Here is a 20,508-nt window from a genome sequence, read left to right as displayed (position 1 = left end):
TGGGCCGCAGCCCACCCCGCACATCTTATAGGCCGTCCAGGCCCTTGCTGACCAGAATATTCACCGCGACGCGGCGGTTCTGGGCCTTGCCTTCAGGCGTATCGTTGCTCGCGACCGGATCGGCTTCGGACATGCCGGTCGGCGTCAGCATGCGGTAGGGCTTCCATTTGCAGGCCTGCTGCAGATAGTTGACGACCCGGCCAGCGCGCTTCTCGCTAAGCTCCTGGTTATATTCCTCGTCACCCACGGAATCGGTGTAGCCCACGACCAGCAGCAGGGCGTTGTTCATGCCCTCGGCGGTGCTCGCCGCTGCGCACAGGTCGCTCTTCGCCTGCGGCGACAGCACGGCCTTGCCAGTGTCGAAATTCACGTTGGTCGTGGCTTTGACATTATACTGGTCGATCTCGCTCATGCGTCCGCGCAGCGCATCGGTCGCCGCCGTCTGCTCGGCGAAGCGCTGGTCCGTGCCGTTGTAGATCATCGACGCCGTCTTCAGATCCTTGTTCTGAAGCTTGATCGCGCTCGCCACCAAGCCATCGCCCGACTGAAGCGTCTGGACGGTCACCGGCACGCCGTTCAGCAGCGAGGTCGACGCCAGCCGCGCGCGGCCAAGGCCCAGGAAGCCCTTGACAGCGCTGATCTTCGTCGCGTCGTTGATGGTGATCACCGACTTGGTGCCGTCTTCCGCCGTCACCTGCATCCGGTCACCGCTGCGCGCGGAGATGATTCCCTTGACCTCGGGGCCCTTGACGGCCTCGGCCGAAGGAACATAGGCGGTCGCCGAAACATCCGCCGCAGGCTGTTCTTGGGTCTGCTCCTGCGTCTGCGCCAGGCTGGCCGAAGACACCCCGCCAAGCAGGGTCAGCATTAAGAGACAATTATATCCCTTTGAAAAGACAGTCATCACGCTACTCCTTTTAAGATCCGGACAGTCGGGCCTGCTTCATTGCAGCTTTTCGTCCGACCGCCGATCGCGTGATGGCGTATTCAGCTGTCAGAACCCCCTCCATTACTTCACAAGATATGCCGCGTGGCGCCAGAAATAGCGCCACGTGCGCCTTGCCTGTTCTTGCCAACCTTTCTCTTACATGAACAGCCTATTCTTGCCCTTACATGTTCGGCCATTGGAGCGTCTCGTGCGCCGGATGGATGCGCGTCGACATGCGCTTGATGCGTTCAGGGCGTTCGCGCACTCATCATGTCGGGCTTAGTCCATTTGTGGGTGGTCGCCACGAAGCTGGCAGGGAATAATGCCGCTCGCCACCCGCATAAGGGGGGGTATGGGCCCTCTCAACGGCCGTTAAGGAGAGACGATGACCGCCGACGATTATTTCGCCATTCAGAATGTGCTGTTCAGCTATCCCTTTGCGCTCGATGCCGGTGATTTCGATGCGGTGGGTGAATTGCTGGGCGATGCCGTGGTGCGCAGTGGTGGCGCGATCATGGCGGACCGCGATGCCGCCGCGGTCGCAAAGTCATTTCGCGACTGGGTGCTGACCTATGCCGACGGATCGCCGCGCACGCGCCACATGCTGGCCAATGTGATGATCGTGCCCGAAGGCGAGGGGAGGGCGAAAGTCAGTTCCTACGTCATGGTCTTCCAACAGGCGGATGGCGGCCCGCTTCAGCCGGTCATCGGCGGCGACTATCTCGACCGGCTGGAAAGGATCGACGGGCGGTGGCGCATTGTCGAACGGACCATGGGCAATGACCTGATCGGCGACCTGTCCCGTCACGGGCGCGACTTCGGCATCATCCAGCCGACCCGCGCGAATGGCGCACGGCCGCTGTCAGAATAGCGCAGCGCCGCCTTCACTTCCCAAGGAGAACAGCCAACCTCGCGGCTTGTGCTCTGACTGTGCTTAAAGATGCCACGGGCATGTCGGCTACATTCATCCTGGCTCTCCTTCTGCTTTGCTCTGGAGAGTGCGGCCACGGCGAGCATCCGCGGCACCTACAAATTGACTAGATGCAGCAGAAACTCTTGGCCAACCTCCCATCTGGGAAGCGGTAGCGCCAAGGCGGCTGCTAGAATCGTCGCCATAAAAAGGAGAGACATGATGAGCGACGATCCGGTGACAAACGGTCAGGCCTGGCGCGCCTTTTGTAACGAACTGGCGGACCTGGGGGACCTTGTCCTCGATCCCGGCAATCCCGCCTCGCCGCTCGACCGGGCGGAGGGCTACCGCTACCTCACACGCCTCCTGCGCCTAGGGCTGGAGCAGCATGTGGAGGCGCGCGATACCAGCTTTCCCTTCTTCTACCAGCTCAGCCATACGACCGGGAAAATTGGTGCGGACAATCCCGACAATGTCTATTGGAATGCCCGGATCGACGGCCGGTTCGACTATCGACTGACGGTGAAGCGCGGCACGATGGCTTACCTTTCGATCGTCGCCAACGCCTTCCGCTATCATGAGGATGGCACGAACAAGGCGACGGGCGCGCTCGTCGACAGCGAGATCATATGGGATGAGAATGGCGTCGCCGAGATCATCGCCAGCACGACGCCCCAGCCGAAGAACTGGCTGCGGCTGGAGCCTGATGCGAGCATGATCATCGTCCGGCAAAGCTATCTCGATCGGTCCAGCGAGAAGCCCGGCGAGTTCAGGATCGAACGCATCGATGGCCCCGCGACGCCCACGCCGCTCGACGCTGCTGCACTGGGCGCGGGGCTGAAGGAAACGACCGCCTTCATCCGTGGCATTGTCAGCACCTTCATCGACTGGTCGAAGCTGTTCCGCGAAACGCCCAATCAGTTTCCCGACATCGACCAGTCGATGTTCCAGAAGGGCGGCGGGGCCAAGGATATCTTTTATGCTCATGCATATTGGAAACTGGCACCCGATGAAGCCTGGGTGATCGAAGTCACCCCGCCGGACTGCTATTACTGGAATTTCCAGATCGACAATTGGTGGATGGAATCGCTCGACTATCGTTTCCTCAAAGTCACGGTGAACCAGAGCAGCGCGCATCTGGAGCCGGGCGGACGCCTCATCATGGTTGTCGCCGCTCCGGACCCGGGCTTTGGCAACTGGCTCGACACTGCCGGTCATGAGGAAGGAACGGCACTGCTTCGCTGGGCAGGGGCGACTGATCATCCCTTGCCGACGGCAAAGGTCGTGAAGCTGAGCGACATCAGGCGATGATTTCATGACCAACATATCACCCCGTCACAGCAGGCGGGGCGATATGTTGCTTCAATCTTCGCGCGTGAAGTTGTCCGGCCCCCAATAGGCGACCATTTCCGTGATCAGTCCCGCGTCATCAAAGGTCATGACGTCGAGCGTTTCGACACGGTACACAGGGCGGCTGCGAAGGGTCCGGACGATGAAGGCGGCCGCTGCCTGATTGCCCGCGATGCGCACGGCGCCTTCCAGCTTCATGTCATTCGCGCCGCCCGATGCGGCAAAGCCCGCCTCGAAAAAGGACCGCAATGCAGCCTTGCCGTGATGGGAAGGCGCATTGGCGGGATCACGCACTACCGCCTCCTCCGCGAACAGCGCAAGGATGCCCTCGACATCGCCCGCGCTTTGCCGTTCCGCATAGGCTGCAAAGACGGACCTTATATGGTCGGCAGGCGGCCCTTTGCTCTCCTGCGGGGCCATGTCACTCGCGATGCTGGGCAGTTCTGCCATCCCATGTTCTCCGTCGTGTCAGGCGGATAGCCAAAGCAGGACGGGAGCCATGCCGCCTCCCCCATTTGGACTAATCGCGGATCAATGCGCCAGCGAAGGCTTGGTCCGGGCGCCGGAACTCTATCAGCGGCTCGAACAATCAAGGTCGGAACGGGCCGTGATGATCGAGGCGGTCGAGCAGTTCGCCGTCGGCACGATCCCGCTCGATCCCGCCCGTTCGCATCCGCGCTCGATCTTCTCCAAGCTCGGGATAAACCGGCAGTTGCAGCTGGTTCACCTGATCCACACCAGCTTCCCGGAAACCCTCTAATTCAGCCCGATACCGGCCGCATCAGCTCGATCCGCACCCCATCGGGGTCGGCGCCATGCAGCAATTCGATCTGCGGCGTCTTCACATGCGCCTCTTCGACGAAATAGCCGCCTCGCTCGCTGAGCGCTGCCGATGTCTTTTCCGGCTCATCGTCCCAGAAAGCCAGATGCGTCAGGCCAAAGCGATTGAGCGGCTGGCGCTCACGCGATCCGAAGCTGTCCGGTTCGAACACTTTCAGAAGCTCGACCGTGTTCCCCTTTGCATCACGGACCATCTGCGCGCGCAGCTTGATGCCGGGCACCTCGTTGATCACGCCCAGCCAATCAAGCCCCTGATCCAGAACATAATTCTCCGCCGCCGTGAAGCCCAGCGCCTCATAATAGCGGAGCGACACGTCGATATCCTGCACGCAGATGCCGCTGTGCGAGAAGCGTTCCGCCTCGCCCGGCGCTTTCATCAACTCGACGCGCACCCCATCGGGATCGGTGCAATAAAGCATCGTCGTGTCGTTCCCGGCGAAATAAGCGCGCGTTTCTTCATAGACCTTGCCCCCCGCCTCACGGATCCGCGCGGCCCAGGCATCGATGTCGTCCACGTAAAAGGAAATGTGCACCAGCCCATATTGCAGCGTCGATCGCTTTTCCCGTGGGCCAGTCGCCGCAGGTGCCAGAAACTGGAGCAGTTCGATCACCGGCCCATCGGCCCGCTTCAGCATCACCGCCCGCAACCGCACGCCGGGCAGTTGCATGGTCTTTTCCATGTCGGCGCCTTCGATGACGCCATGGTCCTGATAGGGTTCGAAACCAAGCGCATCCTGATAGAAGCGCGCAGAGGTTTTGATGTCGCTCACGCAAATCCCGCGATGTGATAATGTGACCATAGCTCTCTCCTGGATAGAGGCCGCAGTCTGGGTGCCCCAGCCCGGTCCTTCTTTCGAAAATTCGCTTATGAATCACTCGTAGACGAGCAAGGCCGATGCGGCCACAAAGAATTACGCAGATAAAGTCTTTTTGCCTGGATTATCCCTGAAGATAGGTCGACTTCAGCGCTTCCATCTCCGCATCTCCCAAGCCCAACCCCTCGCGAACATAGGCGTCAAAGCTGCCATAGCGCTTCGCCACTTCATCGAATGCCGCCTCCAGATAGCTGGCCCGCACAGTCATGACTGGGTCCAGATGGGCAGGATCGATCGGGCTGTTCGACTTGGCCAGCATTTCCTTCGCCCGCTCATTCTTCGCCTTGAGGTAGACATTGCTGGCCAGATAATCCGCCATCACCGTTTCGCGCGGCACGCCGAGCAGCGTCAATATGACCGCGCTTGCCCAGCCGGTCCTGTCCTTCCCCGCCGTGCAGTGATAGAGGATAGGCGCGCCGTTCAGCTCATCCAGCAAGCCGGCATAGGCCCGCCGCGCGCTTCCCAGCGACACGAAATCGCGGTTCGCCGCCGTCAGCAGCTCCGCGCCCTTGCCCGCCGCGATCGCCGCCATCGCCTTGCGCATGTCACCGCCCAGCGATCCCTCGCTGTCCCCTGCAACATCCAGGATCAGGGGCTGGCTTCCGCGCGGCAGCCGGTCGGGCTCCCTCGTCCTTTCGCTTTCGGTGCGCAGGTCCGCGACCAGCCGCAGCCCCAGCCCTTCCATGGCCTTGAGGTCGGCATCGCTCACCCGGTCGAGTTGGTCCGACCGAAACAGCAGGCCCATCTTCACCCACCGCCCATCGGTGGTGCGATAGCCGCCAATATCCCGCAGATTGGCGATGCTCGGCAAATGCAGCGCCCGATCTGCGATGACCAGCGGCGCGCCACGGTCTGGCACCAAAGTGAAATAAGGCCGCGCGCCCACCGCTGGCATGCTGACCGTGATGCTGTCCTTCCCGCGCCCACGGGCCACTGGCTCGCCTGTCAGCACGGGGGAGGGCGTTGACCCCGCATAAATGACGACATGGTCCACCCCCGCTGCGTCCCACGCGATCTGATAGTCGTCGCTCGTCCCAACCTTCGCCGCCGTCGCGGTCAGGAACGGTATCGGCCCGCTGCGCGCTTCGGAAGCAGGGGTGGCGCAACCCGCCAATCCGGCAACAGAAACGGCCAGAGCAGCAGTGACGAAGGCACGGCGGTCGAGCAGCAAAGCGGTCATCCTGCGATCACCCTCTCTGGGAAGAAATATTGCCGCCATCTACGACGATTTCCGACGCGGTGATATAGCTTGCCTCATCGGACAGGAGGAAGCGCACGACCCGTCCCACTTCTTCCGGCTCGCCCAGGCGGCCAAGCAGGATGCGCTTTTCGAAATAGCCTTCGGGCATGGCCTCGACCGCCGGGCGCATCATGGGTGTCAGGATCTGGCCGGGCGATACCGAATTGATGCGGATGCCATCTGCCGACAGCCGGTCGGCCATTGACCGGACCAGCGACAATATCCCGCCCTTGGCGGCGCTGTAGATCGGATTGAGCGCATTGCCGAGCGTCGCATTGATCGACGCGATCGCGACGATGGCCGAACCCGGCTGCGCGGCCAGGTCCTGCCGGATCGCCTGCACGATGAAGGCAAGCGATCGGAGATGGATCGCGATCCCGCTGTCCCAGCTTTCGGCCGTCAGCCCGTCGATCGACGCCGTATCCACGACGCCTGCGGCATGGACCAGCCCGCCCGGCGCGCCGATCGCCTCGCGCGTTGCCGCAAGCGCCGCTTCGATGCCGCCCAGGTCGCGCAGGTCGATAGCTATGTTCATCGCCGCCGTGCCATGCTCCGCCGTGATGGCGCGGGCCGCTTCAGCGCCCTTGCTGTCATCGATGTCCCATAGGGCGACCGGGCGCCCCACGGCGGCCAGCGCATGGGCGGACGCCAGGCCTATGCCTGACGCGCCCCCGGTTATGATGACGGGCGAAGACGGCGATGCGAGAGCAGGATTGAGCGACATGGGAAACCGTTCCTTCACTTGGGCGATGGGCCTTGTTTGTCGAAAAAGCCGTCGAGGCGGATGTTGCTGATCTGCGGTGCGCCATCGGCCAGCGACACCCACATGACATGATCCTGGGCCGCAGGATCTTCCGCCTTGGCTCCCGGCATTCCGCCGGTGACCCCCAGCTGGATATAATCCTGCTCCTTTCGACGCTCATATGCATATTTGTGAAAATGCCCCGCCAGCATGGTATAGGGACGGCCTTTCAGCATCGCCTCTATGCGTTCGAAGGCTGGCGACGCGACCTTCCACGCGGGCCGGTGCATCAACACGAATGTCCAGCGCGGGCGCGGGTTGTCCGCCAGCGCCTTGCGCACCATCTCGATCTGCGCCGTGCTGATCGCGACACTTTCGGACGCGCGCAGTTTGGTGGCGAGTTCGCCCAGCTTGGCCTCGCGGGCAAACAGCGCCTCGGCCTGTGCAGGGTCGCCCTGCAACGCGCCCATCACTTTGCCCATCGCCTCAACGCCATATGCTTCCAGCAATTTCTTGCGCGCTATCTTAGGCTGTGGTGGATCCTCGGTGTTGAGGATGATGAACAACGCACCCTTGTAGCGGAAATGATAATAGTCCGCGCCCAGCTTCGCGCGCCAGATCTGCCGCTGCACGTCATTGGTCAGGTCGTGATTGCCCGGCACATAGAAGAAGGGGGTGTGGAGCTGATCGATCGCACCGTTGACCTCCTTCCACTCCGCCTCGATCTGTGTCTGGTCTTCTGTATTCCCCGCGATCAGGTCGCCGATATTGATGACGAAGTCGGGGTGAAGCCGATCCACCTGCGCCAGCGCTTTCTCGAATATGCCGGGCCGGTGCTGTCCCGTGCGATCGCCGATGACGACGAAGCGCAGGCTGTCCGCCCCGGCAAAGGGGCGCGCTGTCCGCGCGACATCCTTCGCGCCCGGCTGATAATCTCCGGCAGCGACACCCGCCGCCGAACAGGCAAGCGCCAGGACTGGCAGAGCAAGGCGGATCAGCTTCACTGTCCCTCCCCCCTTAAAATTCGACGTTCAGGTCGATGCCATAGGTGCGCGGTTCGCCGAACAATGCGCCGGGGCGGCCGACATTGAACTGCATGATGTAATAAATCTTGTCCGTCAGGTTGCGGCCCCACAGGCTCGCGCGGACGCCCTTCACACCGGGAATGTCGCCCAGCGTCAGGCGGGCGTTCAGCAGGCCATAGTCGCCGATGATATATTTGCCGCTGCTGATCGTGCTGTTGGTGAACTTGTCGCTTTGCGCGGTATAGTTGACGTTCGCGCTCAGCTGACCGATCGGCAGGCGGGGCAGGTCATAGGTCAGGTCCAGCGCGATCGTATGTTTGGGCGCGTTGGTGAAGCGGTAGTTATCCGCGATATTCGTGCCGGTCGCGTCCAGGATTTCGTCATAGCGCGCGTCCAGATACCCATAGTTCACCGACAGGCGCAGGTCGCGCACCGGCGCCAGGGTCAGGTCGACCTCCACGCCCTTCACGGTTGCCTTGCCCGCATTCAGCACGTCGGTCAGGCGAATGTTGGTCGGGTCCGACTGAACATTGACCTGAATGTCGGAATATTTTGATATGAACGCCGCTGCATTGAAGCGCAGCCGGTTGTCCAGCCACTGGCTCTTGATGCCTGCCTCATAGGACCAGAGCGTCTCCGGCCCGAAGCCTTCGTTGAACCGCCCGATGGAACTGGCGCGGACGTTGAAGCCGCCGCTCTTGTAGCCCTTCACCGCCTTGGCATAGACATTGACGTCCTCCGACGCGTCGAAGGCGACGACGAAGCTGGGGCTGAAATCCTTGAACGTCTGGCTGCCATCGCCAAAGCCCGGCACCGTCGTGATCGGGCCGCCATTCACCTGGGTCTGGCGGGAAAGCGTCGCCTCGCGCTTGTCCCAGCTTTGCCGCAGCCCGACAGTCAGGTGCAGCCGGTTGTCCAGCCATTGCGGCGTATAGGTCGCCTGGCCGAACAGCGCGTAGGAACGGTTTTTTATGGTCGCGGTGGTGAAGCTGCGCGTCAGCGTCGGCGGGCTGTAGCTGTTGCTGAAATTGTCGCCGCTCTCGGTGAAGTAATAGAAGCCCGCGACATATTGCAGCCCACCGTCCAGCGCGTCGCCGATCAGCTGCACTTCCTCGCTCCACTGGTCCTGCTTGGCGCGGCTGCTGTTCTTTTGCAGCGGATTGGGGCCAAGGGCGCCGGTCAGATAATCCTGGTTCTGGAAATTATCGAGCTTGCGATAGCCGGTGATCGACCGCAGCGTCAGCGCGTCGCTGGCTTCCCATTCCGCCGTCAGGCTGTGGCCTTGCGCGGTGATGTCGTTGGGCAGGACGTCGCGCACCAGCGGGCTTCCCGCTTCGGGCCGTTCGAGCACCCGCGGATGAAGCGGCGAGAGCGCGACATAATAGGGCGTGTCGCCGATCTCCGTGCGATCATAGCTGTAGCGCAGGCTGAACTGGTCCGAAGGCTGCCACAGCAGGTCAGCGCGCATCGCTTCCCGATCCTTGTCGCCCCACCGTTCGATGCCCGTGCCAGGATTGCGGATGAAGCCATCCTGCCGCTGGTTCACATAGGACAGCCGGGCCGCGAAGGTCTCGCCCAGCGGGATGTTGACCGCCGCCTTGAAGCGCCGGTTGTCATAATTGCCGATCGTCACCTGACCCTTGAAGCCGAAGTCGCCAAGGTCGGGCTTGCGGGTGATGAAGTTGATCGCGCCGCCGGTCGCATTGCGGCCATAAAGCGTGCCTTGCGGGCCGCGCAGCACTTCGATGCGCTCCAGATCCGCGACTTCCATCGCCAGGCCCTGGCTGCGCGCGACATAGACGCCGTCCATATAGACCGCGACGCCGCCATCCTGGGTGATCTGGTCATCGGACAGGCCCACGCCGCGCATGAAGATCTGCGTCGTCGCGGCATTGTTGGGGAAGGGGGTAAGCTGAAGGTTGGGGACTTGGGCGCGCAGGTCGGTCAGCCCGCTTATGCCCTTATTCTCCAGGTCCTGCGCGCTGAATGCGGCGATCGAAATCGGCGTATCCTGCAGCGATTCCTCGCGCTTCTGCGCGGTGACGACGATCTCCTCGATCGTGCTGCCTGCCTGATCCTGTGCCAGTGCGGGCAGGGCGGTCGAACTCATGAGCAGCGTGACTACGGAACGGGCAATCAGGTGATTCGGCATATATCCTCCCCGGGAAACTCCATGCTTCGGCGGGCCATCCGGCCGCATTCTCATCGAGCATGTGCGAATCTACCTACTAGTTCGTAGATAGTTGTGCAACTCCATTCTTGCCGCTACTTCATTCATGCAATCCGCGTTGCCACCGTCCCGCTCCACCGCATAAGAACATGATCATGACAGCAACCAGACAGACAGTCCGCCAGGCCAAGGGCGACGCCACCCGGCAACAGATACTCGACGCCGCCGAACGTATTTTCGCCGAAATCGGCTTCGCCGCCGCACGCCTCGATCATGTCGCGGAAAGCGTCGGCATCCGCCGACCGTCGATCCTCTATTATTTCCCCGGCAAGCAGCAGCTTTACGACGAAGTCGAAGCGGACATCTTCGCGTCGATGCACGCCTTCGTCCTCAACCGGACAGAAGACGTCACCGAACCGATGGAGCGACTGCTCGCCCTGCTGGACGCCTGGCTGGATTTCCTCGTCAGCCGCCCCACCGCCGCGCGCATCATCCAGCGCCTCATCGCGGACTCGGCGGCCTACGGCAACAATCCGGTGCGCTTCTCCGAATCCGCGCTCCAGGATCTGGAGGATGTCGTCGCGGCAGGCGTCGCCAGCGGGCAATTTCATCCCGTTTCGGCGATGGTTCTACTCAACAGCGTCGCGGGCAGCGCATTGCATTATGTCTGCAACGCGCATCAGCTTGGGCCCTCACGTTCCTATGACCCGGCGGATCCCGCCCAACTGGCGCAGTTCCGCTCGATGATGCATCGCCTCGCCCGGGTGGCAGTGGCTCCGCAGGACTGACGGCGGCGTCCCGCGTCACTCCCGATCCGCCACCTCGCGTAGACGACCGCTGTCGGCAAGTTCGATCCAGCCATAACCAAGCCGGATCAGCCCCGCTCGTTCAAATGCGGTAAGGTGCAGGTTCACGGTCTTGCGGCTGACGCCAATCATTTCCGCGAATGTCTGCTGGCTTAGACTGACGATCAGCCCGCGCTCCGACGAAGTAGCCGAAGCCAGTAATCGTGCAGCGATCCTTTGCCGTGGCGGCAGGGCCATCAGTTCCGCCAGCATGTGCAGGGTTCTGCGCATGTTCGTGTAGGCAAAGTCGGCAATGGCTCGCCATATTTCCGGCCGGTTCTCGGCAATCTGTTCGAGCGCCGCCTCGCTGATCTCCAGCAGGATACTCGGCCGCACCGATATGGCCGTCACCAATCGGGGGCCGCCGCTGAACTTCGTTGCGTGGCCCAAGACCGATCCGGGGCCGGAAAGCCCGATCATCACCTGCCTGTCGCCCGGCGCGGTGCAGTAGGAATGGAACAGGCCGTCGATCACGATGAAAAGCCCGCCCCGCTCATCCCCTTGCGTCTGCGCCCATTGGCTCGTTCCAAGATGGATCAGCCGCCCGTGCGCGATGAGTCTTCCGCCAGCGCAGCGGGATAATCCCGCAGCCAGTCCGTGCCGCGCAAGAGACGCAGCGCCGATGTGCGCTCACTGATTTTCACCCGATTGAATGTAACAGGGGTGACATTCTTCCGCCAAAAACTTCTCTAGCCTCTGCGGCAAAAATATGGAGAGAGTGCCATGACCGCCGCAACAGAGAAGGTCGTGAGGATCGGTGGGGCTACCGCATCCTTTTCCGACACGGCATTGTCGGTGCCGCAGCTGCTGGACGGCGGCAGGCTTGATTATCTTGTCTTCGATTATCTGGCCGAAGGATCCATGGGCCTCTTCGGGCGGATGCAGGCCGCTGATCCATCAGCGGGATATGGCACCGATTTTCTCACCGTTCATGTCGGACCTCATCTGCGCCAGATCGCAGCTCAAGGCGTGAAGGTCGTCGCCAATGCCGGCGGCGTCAATCCGGCAGGACTGGCGGCGGCCCTTGAGCGCATGATCGCGGAAGCGGGGCTCTCTCTTACCGTCGCTTATGTCGAGGGCGACGATCTGCGCTCGCAAGTCGAGCAGCTGAGGGCCGCTGGCCACCGCGACATGTTCACGGGCGCCGCTTTCCCCGACAATGTCATCAGCGCCAACGCCTATCTCGGCGCCTTTCCCATTGCGGTGGCGCTGGAGAAGGGCGCGGACATCGTCGTCACCGGGCGGGTGGTGGATAGCGCCATCGTCCTGGGGCCACTGATCCACGAATTTGGCTGGGGCGAAGGGGATTTCGACTTGCTGGCGGCGGGGACGTTGGCGGGTCACTTGCTGGAGTGCGGCGCTCAGGTCACGGGCGGCACCTTCACCGACTGGCGCGATGTGCCGGATTGGGCAAATATCGGTTTTCCGATCGGGGAATGTCATGCGGACGGGACCATGATCCTGACCAAGCCCGAAGGGACGGGTGGCCTCGTCTCGATCGGCACTGTTGCCGAACAGCTGCTCTACGAAGTCAGCGATCCGGCGGACTATATCGTCGCCGACGTCTGCTGCGACTTCAGTGAGGTCAGGCTGGAGCAGCAAGGCAAGGACCGGGTGAGGGTTTCCGGCGCGAAGGGCCGCCCGCCGACCGAAAGCTACAAGGTTTGCGTCACCTCGGACGGCGGATGGCGCGCCGTCGCCTACCAGCCGATCATCGGCGAGCAGGCCGCAGAAAAAGCAAGGCGGCAGTCCGAAGCGCTCTATGCGCGCAGCCGGGCGCTGCTGCGCGCCCATAATCTGGCCGACTTCACCGAAACCGACACCGTCATCATTGGTGAAGATGCAAGCTTTGGACCCCATGGCGGCGGGGCGGGCGCTCGGGAAGTCATCTGCAAGATGGTCGTGGATCATCCCGACCGCCGGGGGGCGGATATATTCGCCCGCGAACAATGGGCTGGCATCAGCGGCATGGCGGTCGGCACCACGATCAACCTCGCCACCACGGTACTGCCCAAGACCGAGATATTCCTGTTCCTGGTCAGCAAGAGCGGTATCGTGCCACAGGTGACCGTTCGTGGTGAGACCTTGCCAGTGCCAGTGCCTGTGGGCCAGCCTTCCACTGTCCTGCCGAGGGCACCGCAACCAGTTCCCGATACGCCACCCGGAGCGGTCGCCGTCGACCTGATCCGGCTCGCATGGGCGCGCAGCGGCGACAAGGGGCACTTGTTCAACGTCGCCGTCATCGCGCGTCAGCCGCAATATCTGCCTTGGCTCCGCATGTCTCTAACCCCTCAAGCGGTGGCGGACTGGTATCGCCATTTGGCGTCGGGCGACGGCCTTCCTCGGGTCGACCGCTATGAAGCGCCGGGGCTGCACGCTCTCAATTTCGTGGTTCACGACGCGCTTGCTGGCGGCATCAATGCCAGTACCCGGCTCGACCCCGCCGCCAAGGGGATGGCGCAAATGCTGCTTCGCTTTCCCGTCCTTGTTCCTCCCGATCTGGCTGCCACGATCGGCGGGCATGACCTTGTTAATGGAGATCGTTGAGATGGCCGATTATTCCTATCTGATGAGGGGCATCAAGACGGTGGAAACCGACAGCAGCGTGCTCGTCAGTTCCTCCCGCTATCTGAATGACGCGCGCGTCCGCGATTGGGTGGCGACCCATTTGCTGCGGCGAAACGGACCTGACGTGCCCACCCCTTCGGATTCGATCCAGCTCGTGCAGATACTTCGCGAGGTTCAGGACATCGATCATATCAACGCCCTGTTCGCCGCGGAACGGCAGAAGAATCCGGCACTCGATGCATGGTTCCGCGAAGGTTTCGTCTCGACCTTCGGACGCGATGACCTCAAACATTATGGCCCGGACACGGTTGGGGGCATCTTCTATGCGCAGTTGACCGGCAATGATCTACAGGTCGACATTGTCCCACCATTCACACCGCGCAACGACTTCGAATATTTCCAGCTGCGCGCCGGGCAGACGCACGATCTTGAACATATTCTGGGCGGCGGCGGCTTTGATTTCATCGGCGAGCTGGTGCCCTATTATATGCGGCTCACCAATTTTGTTCGTACATATGAGCCCGGAACTGGCGGGGGAGCTTTCCGCCTTCTCCATTCTCGGCTCCACGCGCATCATCACCCGCGCGGTTCTCCATTACCCCCAGACCTGGCTGGTGGTTCAGGATGCGGTGGAAAGGGGCGCGAAGGTCGGCCGGGATTCCGATCCGCTTTACATGATGCGCTACGAAGACGTGTTCGATCTGACGCCGGATCAAGCCCGCGAAAAGCTGGGGGTGAGGGGCGTACGAATGGCCGATACCGCCACCGCATCGGCGCAATGGTGCTGATCACCATTATATGTCCAAAAGGCAGTCCAATTCCTCGATGTAGAGCTGATAGGCGGGCCCAATCTCCACATGGCTCGCAATGTGTTGGTCCACTTGCGCGGCGGCTTCGCCCAGGCTGCTGAAGCCCAAGGTGCCCGCCAAGCCCGCAATCTTGTGGGCGGCCGCTCCGATCCGTTCGAGATCGCTTTCGCGCACGCTCTCAGGGGCCGGAAGCTGCGCGCGTTCCTCGCGGCAGCGGGCCACGAACTTGTCGCGCACCGCCATCATCCGCGCGCCTGCGTCCGCCGTCACGGCAGATAGTCCCGAACCGTGGCGCTGAGCGCCATCGAATCGAACGGCTTCGCGATCACGCCCGCCGCGCCCAACGAGATCAGATGCTCCACGTCCGCGCGCGCGCTCCGGGCCGTGACGAATACCACGGGAATATTGGCGGTCTCGGGATCTTCCCGCAACCGCGCCAAGGTGGCTGGCCCGTCCATGCCCGGCATCATGAAGTCGAGCAGGATGAGCGCGGGGCGCCAGCTTGCCGCCGCTTCCAAGGCAGCCTGACCGCCGTCGCACAGCCGCACCTCCAGCTCAGGGTCGAGGCTCAGCGCTATATCCACGACTTCGCGGATATCTTCTTCATCATCCACATAAAGGATGCGGACCATGGTCACTTCCCTCCTTCGGGGCTGGTCTGCCGCCACAAACGCTCGACCGTCGCCACCAGATGATCGATCGACGTCCGCGATTTGGTGAGGAAGGCCTGCACGCTGGCCGCAGCCTCATTGTCGGCATCCTGTGCGGAAAAGATGATGACCGGTATCTGTCCCGCCGCCTTCAGGTCGGGAAGCAGGAGCGATCCCGGCCCGTCCGTCAGGCCCAGGTCCAATATCGCGAGGTCGAATGGCTGGCGCCCGAGCGCCGCTCGCGCCTCGCGGAGGGTCGCAACCGATGTCAGTTCGACCTGATCCTCCAGCGCCGTGGCGATCAGGCGGAGGACGTCCGGATCATCATCGACATGCAGGATGCGCGGCTTCCCGTCGCGCTGCCCGCCGAACAGCGTGTGCTTGACCGCATCCAGCATCTGGTCCGTAGGCAAGGGCTTTTGCAGCCAATCGATGATCGGCAGCGCTTCTGCTTCTACAGAGCCCGCCCGGCTGTCGGCGGAGATCATCAGGATCGGCGGGTGGGACCCGTCCTCCAACGCCCGCAGCGAACGGACGAGCGAGATGCCGCCGCCCTGCGGCAGGTCGGAGTCGATGAGGATCAGCCGGTAGCTGCGCGCGCGCGCCGCCGCCAATGCAGCGGACCCGTCATGCACCACGTCGCAGGGGAATCCGGCATTCGCCAATATCTCCTGCATGTCGGCGGAGGTCTGCCGATCCCCTTCGCAGATCAGGATGCGGCCTTCTTCCTTTGCCTTTTCGGGTGCCGTCGCTGGCAGGTCGATGTGGAAGCGGGTGCCAACGCCCGTCTCCGTGTCGAAGCTGACGCTGCCGCCGAGCCGCGTCACCATCTCCCGAACGATGCTGAGCCCCAGCCCGGTGCCGCCCTTGGCCCGACTGTCTGAACTGTCGGCCTGCGCGAAACGGCTGAAAACCCGTTCCCGGAAGCCTTCGTCGATGCCGGGGCCATGATCGCAGATGCTGATCCTGTGCGCCGCCCCTGAAGGTTGCAGAACGACCTCTACCGCCGCGCCCGCCGGAGAGAATTTGACCGCGTTGGAAATCAGGTTGGTGATGATCTGCATCAGCCGGTCCGGATCAGCCCAGACATAGGCGCGCGGTCCGTCGATCTTCAGTTCCAGGCTGATCTGATACCGGTCGGCGAAGCCGCGATTGGCCTCGATCGCCTGCTTCAGGAAATCCGACAGGTCAATCAGCTGGTTCTTGAAGACCATCCGCCCGCTGTCGATCTTCTCCAGGTCCAATATGTCATTGATCAGGCGGACGAGCCGCTCGGCGTTGCTGTGCGCGATCGTGATCAGCCGCTGCGCCCGGTCCCCCAGTTCCCCGCCCGCGCCCCCGGCCAGAAGGCTGAGGGACCCTGCGATGGATGTGAGCGGCGTCCGCAATTCATGGCTGACGCTCGCGACAAATTCCGACTTGATCCGCTCGACCCGCTTGCGCTCGCTGATGTCGCGAACCACGGCGACATAATGGGTGCCGTCATTCAGTTCGACAGCGGTTATCGCAACGTCGGAAGGGAAAACCGTGCCGTCCTTGCGGCGGCCAGGTATCTCCTGAATATGCCCCGGATGCCCTTCGCTCAGATTCATGCTGCGCAGATAGGCTGCGACCTGTCCTCGCGGAGGCTGGTTGGCGAACAGCATGCCGACGTCCCGCCGCAGCATGTCGCTATCTTCATAGCCGAAAATCCTCGCACCCGCCCGGTTCACGCCTTCGATGCTGCCGCTTGGATTGAGGATGAGGATGCCGTCCATCGCCGCGTCGAGAATGGCTTTGCGGCGGCGGGACACATCGTCCAGGCGCGCGAGGGCGGCCCCCCTGGCTTTCAGCGTCCGGAGAATAACGATTCCTGCCGCACAGAGCAGGATGGCCAGAAAGCTGAGGAGGGAAAAGGCACGGCCACGCAGCTGCTTCTGCGCCCTGTCTGCCAATGCGGATGTGTGCGCCAGCTGCTTGGCCTCGACCGCTTGCTGCCGACCAATCTCGGCGCGAAGGCGATCCATCAGCAGCTTGCCGCGCCCGCTTACCACCATGGCCAGCGCCTGATCCCTGCCGCCACGGGCGTTGGAGGATATCGCCTCCTGCACGAAGGCCAGCTTTTCACGCGACAGCGTGCGGAGCGTGTGGAGGCCCTTCTGCTGCTCCGCCGACGCCGAAAGCGCCTGCATCCGATTGAAGCTGTCCGGAATTGCGCGGAGTGCGGTTTCGTAGGGCTCGAGAAACTCACGCCGATTGGTCATCAGATAGCCGCGCTGCCCTGTCTCCGCATCCTGATGCTGGGACAGCATGTCCTGCATCAGCGACCGGCGGTCATAGGAGCGAATGACCTCAAGGCGCAGCTGGGCCGCATTGTCCGCCTGTGCCACAAGGATGAGGCCGACAGCCAATATGATGACCGGAATGGCGACCGCCACCACCCACAGCATGGTTTGTCGAAGACCAGGCATGGTCATCGGCGGCGTTCTCCGGCAAACAGCGCTTAAAAGACCTGGCTGAGCCCTATGGATAGATAAGGCCGGGCATTGCGGCCCTTCTGTTCGGTCGCGCCGGCTGAAAGCTGCCCCGTCCAGCCGCCGCCGATCGCGGTCGAAATATAGGCGCCCAGACCGCCGCGCTTATAGGTGGGATCGCCCTGCAAAGTCGCTTCCAGGCCCAGCCGCGTATCGCTCTGCCGGTTGACCGCTTGGGTGAGGCGGAGCTGCGCCATGTAGCTTTCATTCCGGATGCCCCAGCTTCCGAACCAGCCGAGGCGCAAGCGATCACCCAACACGCCATCCGTCTGGACGCCCACGTCCCATCGTGAACCCTGCAGCTTGTTGCCCGGATCATTGGGGTCGAGATCGGTTTTCGTGAAGCGCGGCCCCGCACCGATATTCGCCCAGCCCCAGGACCCGGACGTTTGGTAGACGAGGGCAGCTTCCGCGCCGATATAGGTGGCCTCGATCCGTTCGGTGGTGCGATAGCGATACGTCCCGCCATTTACCCCGGCGCGCACGGCAAGGCCGTGGCCGAGCGAGTTGCCGGGAAGAGAGATCAACCCGCCGCCATATCCTCCCGCGCCGTCGCCGACAGAACCGCCCGCGTAGATCACGCCCCGGTCCTGCGCCAGCGCCGCCTGCCCCGAAAGCGCTGAAACGGCGAGGAGGGCCAGAAAGCGAAGTGAAATCATTCGATTGTTTCCCGACGGCGGATTGTTGCCGCTGCATAACGTGCGATGGGGTGGAAGGGACAGCCCAAAAACGGCGTTAACGCTCGATTTACCGTATTTTCGGAAAATCTTTGCCATTCAAAGCCTTCCTGTCCGGCGGCTTGGCCGTTAGATGGGGAGGGTGGGGCAGGCTTGTTTTTGGAGAAACGCAGGAATCTCATGACCGCGGAGCCGCTCCCCATTACCAGCCTCAACATACTCATCGTCGACGACGATGACCTGTTTCTTGAGGTGCTGGCGCTGGAGATGGAGGCGCTCGGCTGCTCGGTGCAGGTCGCAGGCGATGGGGCGGCCGCTCTCGCGCATGTGCAATTGGCGCCGGTCGATGTCCTCATCACCGATTGGCAGATGCCGGGCATGGATGGTCTTGAGCTCGTGCGGCAGGTGAGGGCGGCGGCGGTGCAGAACCGCTTTCTCCACATCGTCATGATGACCGCGCGCGGCGACAGCAATACGATCCGGGCTGCCACGCTTGCGGGCGTCGACGATTTCCTGTTCAAGCCGCTCGATCCGCTGCAACTGGAACTGACGGTCGCCTCGGCCCGGCGCAATGTGCGCCTGCATCGCAGCCTGGAGCGGCGGAACCGCCATTTGGCGCAGGCGCATGATCGTATCCGGGCGGCCTATCGCCATGTGCGGGCTGACCTGGATGCGGCGGCTGCGCTGCATCACAAGCTGTTGCCCAATGACAAGGAAATGAACGGCGTGCGCATCGCGTGGGCGCATCAGCCAGCGATGAACATGAGCGGCGATACACTGGGCGTGTCGCGGCAGGACGACAAGATTCTCTTTTTCCTCGCCGATGTTCAGGGGCATGGCGTGCCCGCCGCGCTCGCATCCTTTCACCTGCATCACCGGCTGGTCCAGCTTGCTCCCGGCGATCCGGCGGCGTTGGCGTCCGCGATCGAGCAGCTCAATAGGGAGATCGAGGGGCAGCCCAATGAAAATTATGCGACGCTGATCTGCGGCCTGCTCTCGCCGCATGAAGGGCGCGCGTGGATCATCCGTGCTGGCCATCCAGATCCGCTGATCGTCGGGTCAGGCGGCGTGTCCACCCTGCGCCTGGACGGTGGTTTTCCGCTCGGCTGGTTCAGTGACGCTACGTTCATCCCCGAAGAAGTCACGTTGGAACCCCGGACACGCCTGATACTCTTTTCCGACGGCGTTACCGAATGCGCCGATCGCGAAGGCACGCAGTTGGAGGTCGCGGGGCTCAGCGAGTTGCTGCGCGAGGGAGCCGGCGAGCCGCTGGAACTGATGGTCGAACGGGTGAAGGCCGCCGTCGCGATGCGGCGGGGCACGCGCGGCTTTGACGATGATATTTCGCTTCTCGCGATTGAAATGGCATAGACAGACAAGGGTGAAGGAATGACGGCGATCATCACTATGGATGGGGATGTGGCCCTGGTAGAGGTGCAGGCGACGCGGTTCGATGCCGCCGAAGCCCCGGCATTCAAGACGGACCTCGCCAAGGGCATCGATGGTGGTCCGCGCAAGGTCGTGCTGGACCTCACGCGCGTCGCTTTCATGGACAGCACGGCGCTCGGCGCGCTGGTGTCGCTCCTCAAGATGCTGGGCAAGGACGGCTCGCTCGCCATCGCGGGGGCGCAGCCTGCGGTGCGCCGCCTGTTCGAACTGACGCGCCTCGACGCTGTGTTCCGGCTTGCCGAGACGGTCCCGGATGCAAGAGCGCTCGTGCGTGGCTGACGAGGGGGCTGTCCGCCTGTACCCCGCCCGGCTGGAAGAAGTCGGTCAATTGAGCGAGCATGTCCGCGCCCTCTGCGAAGCCGCCGCTGTTCCACCCGAAGTGATGATCGACATCGAGTTGGCGCTTGCAGAGGCCGCCAACAACATCATCATCCATGGCTATCGCGGTCGGGACGACGGCATGATCGGCGTCGGGGTGCAAATTATGCCCGGCTCCGTATCGCTCGAACTCCAGGATCAGGGCGAAGCGGTTCCCGAAGGACTGTTTTCCAGATGCCGCACCATCTCCGCTGATGCGGAGAGCGGCCGCGGTGTTGGGATCATCCAGTCGTGCATCGACCAGATCGATTATCGGAGCGAAGGCGGCACGAACCGACTGCGTCTCACAAAGCGCCTGCGCGGCTGACCGGCGCGCCATCCGCTAACACCGTTCGCCATGAGCTTTTCGAAGGGCTACCGCAGCAATCGCCCGCCGTCACTTCAAACTGGCAGGCAACTTGTCCGTCATGGATTGAGGCGGAGCTTTCCCGGTCTCTTGGCGAAGCGCATCATCCTCCATCCTGACGACGATGCTCCCGGCGATGGCCAGAATGGCTGCCATCAGCAAATGGCTCCGCCCTCTTCTAAAACCTTCTTTC

The 20,508-nt window shown here is 62.6% G+C and carries 22 protein-coding genes; 9 read left to right on the top strand and 13 right to left on the bottom strand.

Features of this window, described 5'->3' with window-relative positions; translation table 11 throughout:
- Positions 1–25: 25 nt before the first annotated feature.
- The gene (locus MU848_RS14775) at positions 26–904 is read right to left on the bottom strand and encodes an OmpA family protein (RefSeq protein WP_247233766.1); all 879 of its coding nucleotides are present in this window, start codon (positions 902–904) and stop codon (positions 26–28) included.
- Positions 905–1,313: 409 nt separating this feature from the next.
- On the opposite strand from MU848_RS14775, the gene MU848_RS14770 reads away from it, so the two are divergent.
- Both MU848_RS14770 and MU848_RS14765 read left to right on the top strand, forming a co-directional pair.
- Positions 1,314–1,799 (top strand): nuclear transport factor 2 family protein, encoded by a 486-nt coding sequence (locus MU848_RS14770; RefSeq protein ID WP_247233764.1) that lies wholly within the window; start codon positions 1,314–1,316, stop codon positions 1,797–1,799.
- A 261-nt stretch (positions 1,800–2,060) separates the two neighbouring features.
- Positions 2,061–3,149, top strand: a complete 1,089-nt coding sequence (locus MU848_RS14765) for a hypothetical protein (RefSeq protein ID WP_247233762.1) — start codon at positions 2,061–2,063, stop codon at positions 3,147–3,149.
- Between the two features lie 51 nt (positions 3,150–3,200).
- Here the strand turns inward: MU848_RS14765 and MU848_RS14760 are convergent, their stop codons facing one another.
- Positions 3,201–3,638, bottom strand: coding sequence for a nuclear transport factor 2 family protein (locus MU848_RS14760; protein WP_247233760.1), 438 nt, complete (start codon positions 3,636–3,638; stop codon positions 3,201–3,203).
- 49 nt (positions 3,639–3,687) lie between these two features.
- Between MU848_RS14760 and MU848_RS14755 the strand changes: the two genes are divergently transcribed.
- Positions 3,688–3,948, top strand: coding sequence for a hypothetical protein (locus MU848_RS14755; RefSeq protein ID WP_247233758.1), 261 nt, complete (start codon positions 3,688–3,690; stop codon positions 3,946–3,948).
- Between the two features lies 1 nt (position 3,949).
- Here the strand turns inward: MU848_RS14755 and MU848_RS14750 are convergent, their stop codons facing one another.
- The 5 genes from MU848_RS14750 to MU848_RS14730 form a co-directional block, all read right to left on the bottom strand.
- Positions 3,950–4,828, bottom strand: a complete 879-nt coding sequence (locus MU848_RS14750; protein WP_281494486.1) for a VOC family protein — start codon at positions 4,826–4,828, stop codon at positions 3,950–3,952.
- 139 nt (positions 4,829–4,967) lie between these two features.
- Positions 4,968–6,083 (bottom strand): tyrosine-protein phosphatase, encoded by a 1,116-nt coding sequence (locus MU848_RS14745; RefSeq protein WP_247233754.1) that lies wholly within the window; start codon positions 6,081–6,083, stop codon positions 4,968–4,970.
- A gap of 7 nt (positions 6,084–6,090) precedes the next feature.
- Positions 6,091–6,867: an SDR family NAD(P)-dependent oxidoreductase gene (locus tag MU848_RS14740; RefSeq protein WP_247233751.1), complete on the bottom strand. Its 777-nt coding sequence runs from the start codon at positions 6,865–6,867 to the stop codon at positions 6,091–6,093.
- A 14-nt stretch (positions 6,868–6,881) separates the two neighbouring features.
- Positions 6,882–7,889: a metallophosphoesterase family protein gene (locus tag MU848_RS14735; RefSeq protein WP_247233749.1), complete on the bottom strand. Its 1,008-nt coding sequence runs from the start codon at positions 7,887–7,889 to the stop codon at positions 6,882–6,884.
- Between the two features lie 13 nt (positions 7,890–7,902).
- Positions 7,903–10,062: a TonB-dependent receptor gene (locus MU848_RS14730; RefSeq protein ID WP_247233747.1), complete on the bottom strand. Its 2,160-nt coding sequence runs from the start codon at positions 10,060–10,062 to the stop codon at positions 7,903–7,905.
- 173 nt (positions 10,063–10,235) lie between these two features.
- Between MU848_RS14730 and MU848_RS14725 the strand changes: the two genes are divergently transcribed.
- Positions 10,236–10,868 (top strand): TetR/AcrR family transcriptional regulator, encoded by a 633-nt coding sequence (locus tag MU848_RS14725; RefSeq protein ID WP_247233745.1) that lies wholly within the window; start codon positions 10,236–10,238, stop codon positions 10,866–10,868.
- 15 nt (positions 10,869–10,883) lie between these two features.
- On the opposite strand, the gene MU848_RS14720 is transcribed toward MU848_RS14725, so the two are convergent.
- Positions 10,884–11,399 carry a Crp/Fnr family transcriptional regulator gene (locus MU848_RS14720; RefSeq protein ID WP_247233743.1) on the bottom strand — a complete coding sequence of 172 codons (516 nt, stop codon included), beginning with the start codon at positions 11,397–11,399 and terminating at the stop codon, positions 10,884–10,886.
- 249 nt (positions 11,400–11,648) lie between these two features.
- Here MU848_RS14720 and MU848_RS14715 point away from each other — a divergent pair, with 249 nt between their 5' ends.
- Both MU848_RS14715 and MU848_RS14710 read left to right on the top strand, forming a co-directional pair.
- A complete protein-coding gene (locus MU848_RS14715; protein WP_247233741.1) occupies positions 11,649–13,472 on the top strand; it encodes an acyclic terpene utilization AtuA family protein in 1,824 nt (607 codons plus the stop codon).
- A 536-nt stretch (positions 13,473–14,008) separates the two neighbouring features.
- Positions 14,009–14,281 (top strand): hypothetical protein, encoded by a 273-nt coding sequence (locus tag MU848_RS14710; protein ID WP_247233739.1) that lies wholly within the window; start codon positions 14,009–14,011, stop codon positions 14,279–14,281.
- Positions 14,282–14,287: 6 nt separating this feature from the next.
- Here the strand turns inward: MU848_RS14710 and MU848_RS14705 are convergent, their stop codons facing one another.
- From MU848_RS14705 to bcsS, 4 genes are read right to left on the bottom strand one after another with little or no spacing between them, the layout of a single operon-like run.
- Positions 14,288–14,572: an Hpt domain-containing protein gene (locus MU848_RS14705; protein WP_247233737.1), complete on the bottom strand. Its 285-nt coding sequence runs from the start codon at positions 14,570–14,572 to the stop codon at positions 14,288–14,290.
- Positions 14,569–14,934 (bottom strand): response regulator, encoded by a 366-nt coding sequence (locus MU848_RS14700; protein ID WP_236575169.1) that lies wholly within the window; start codon positions 14,932–14,934, stop codon positions 14,569–14,571. Before MU848_RS14700 ends, MU848_RS14705 begins: the two co-directional genes overlap by 4 nt.
- 2 nt (positions 14,935–14,936) lie before the next feature.
- Positions 14,937–17,408: an ATP-binding protein gene (locus MU848_RS14695; RefSeq protein WP_247233735.1), complete on the bottom strand. Its 2,472-nt coding sequence runs from the start codon at positions 17,406–17,408 to the stop codon at positions 14,937–14,939.
- A gap of 26 nt (positions 17,409–17,434) precedes the next feature.
- Positions 17,435–18,124 carry a cellulose biosynthesis protein BcsS gene (gene bcsS, locus MU848_RS14690; protein ID WP_176502332.1) on the bottom strand — a complete coding sequence of 230 codons (690 nt, stop codon included), beginning with the start codon at positions 18,122–18,124 and terminating at the stop codon, positions 17,435–17,437.
- 198 nt (positions 18,125–18,322) lie between these two features.
- Here bcsS and MU848_RS14685 point away from each other — a divergent pair, with 198 nt between their 5' ends.
- The 3 genes from MU848_RS14685 to MU848_RS14675 are packed head-to-tail and all read left to right on the top strand — an operon-like array spanning position 18,323 to position 20,276.
- Positions 18,323–19,513 (top strand): PP2C family protein-serine/threonine phosphatase, encoded by a 1,191-nt coding sequence (locus MU848_RS14685; RefSeq protein WP_247233733.1) that lies wholly within the window; start codon positions 18,323–18,325, stop codon positions 19,511–19,513.
- A gap of 18 nt (positions 19,514–19,531) precedes the next feature.
- Complete coding sequence (locus tag MU848_RS14680) at positions 19,532–19,870, top strand: STAS domain-containing protein (protein ID WP_247233731.1); 339 nt, start codon at positions 19,532–19,534, stop codon at positions 19,868–19,870.
- Positions 19,863–20,276 (top strand): ATP-binding protein, encoded by a 414-nt coding sequence (locus MU848_RS14675; protein WP_247233729.1) that lies wholly within the window; start codon positions 19,863–19,865, stop codon positions 20,274–20,276. The genes MU848_RS14680 and MU848_RS14675 overlap by 8 nt, the downstream gene beginning before the upstream one ends.
- A gap of 69 nt (positions 20,277–20,345) precedes the next feature.
- On the opposite strand, the gene MU848_RS19030 is transcribed toward MU848_RS14675, so the two are convergent.
- Positions 20,346–20,471, bottom strand: a complete 126-nt coding sequence (locus MU848_RS19030) for a hypothetical protein (RefSeq protein ID WP_281494484.1) — start codon at positions 20,469–20,471, stop codon at positions 20,346–20,348.
- Positions 20,472–20,508: the final 37 nt, after the last annotated feature.

The sequence above is a fragment of the Sphingobium agri genome (assembly GCF_023051225.1).
Lineage (GTDB): Bacteria > Pseudomonadota > Alphaproteobacteria > Sphingomonadales > Sphingomonadaceae > Sphingobium > Sphingobium agri.
Note: the sequence above shows the minus strand (reverse complement) of the source record. Positions and strands in the feature narration are given on the sequence as shown.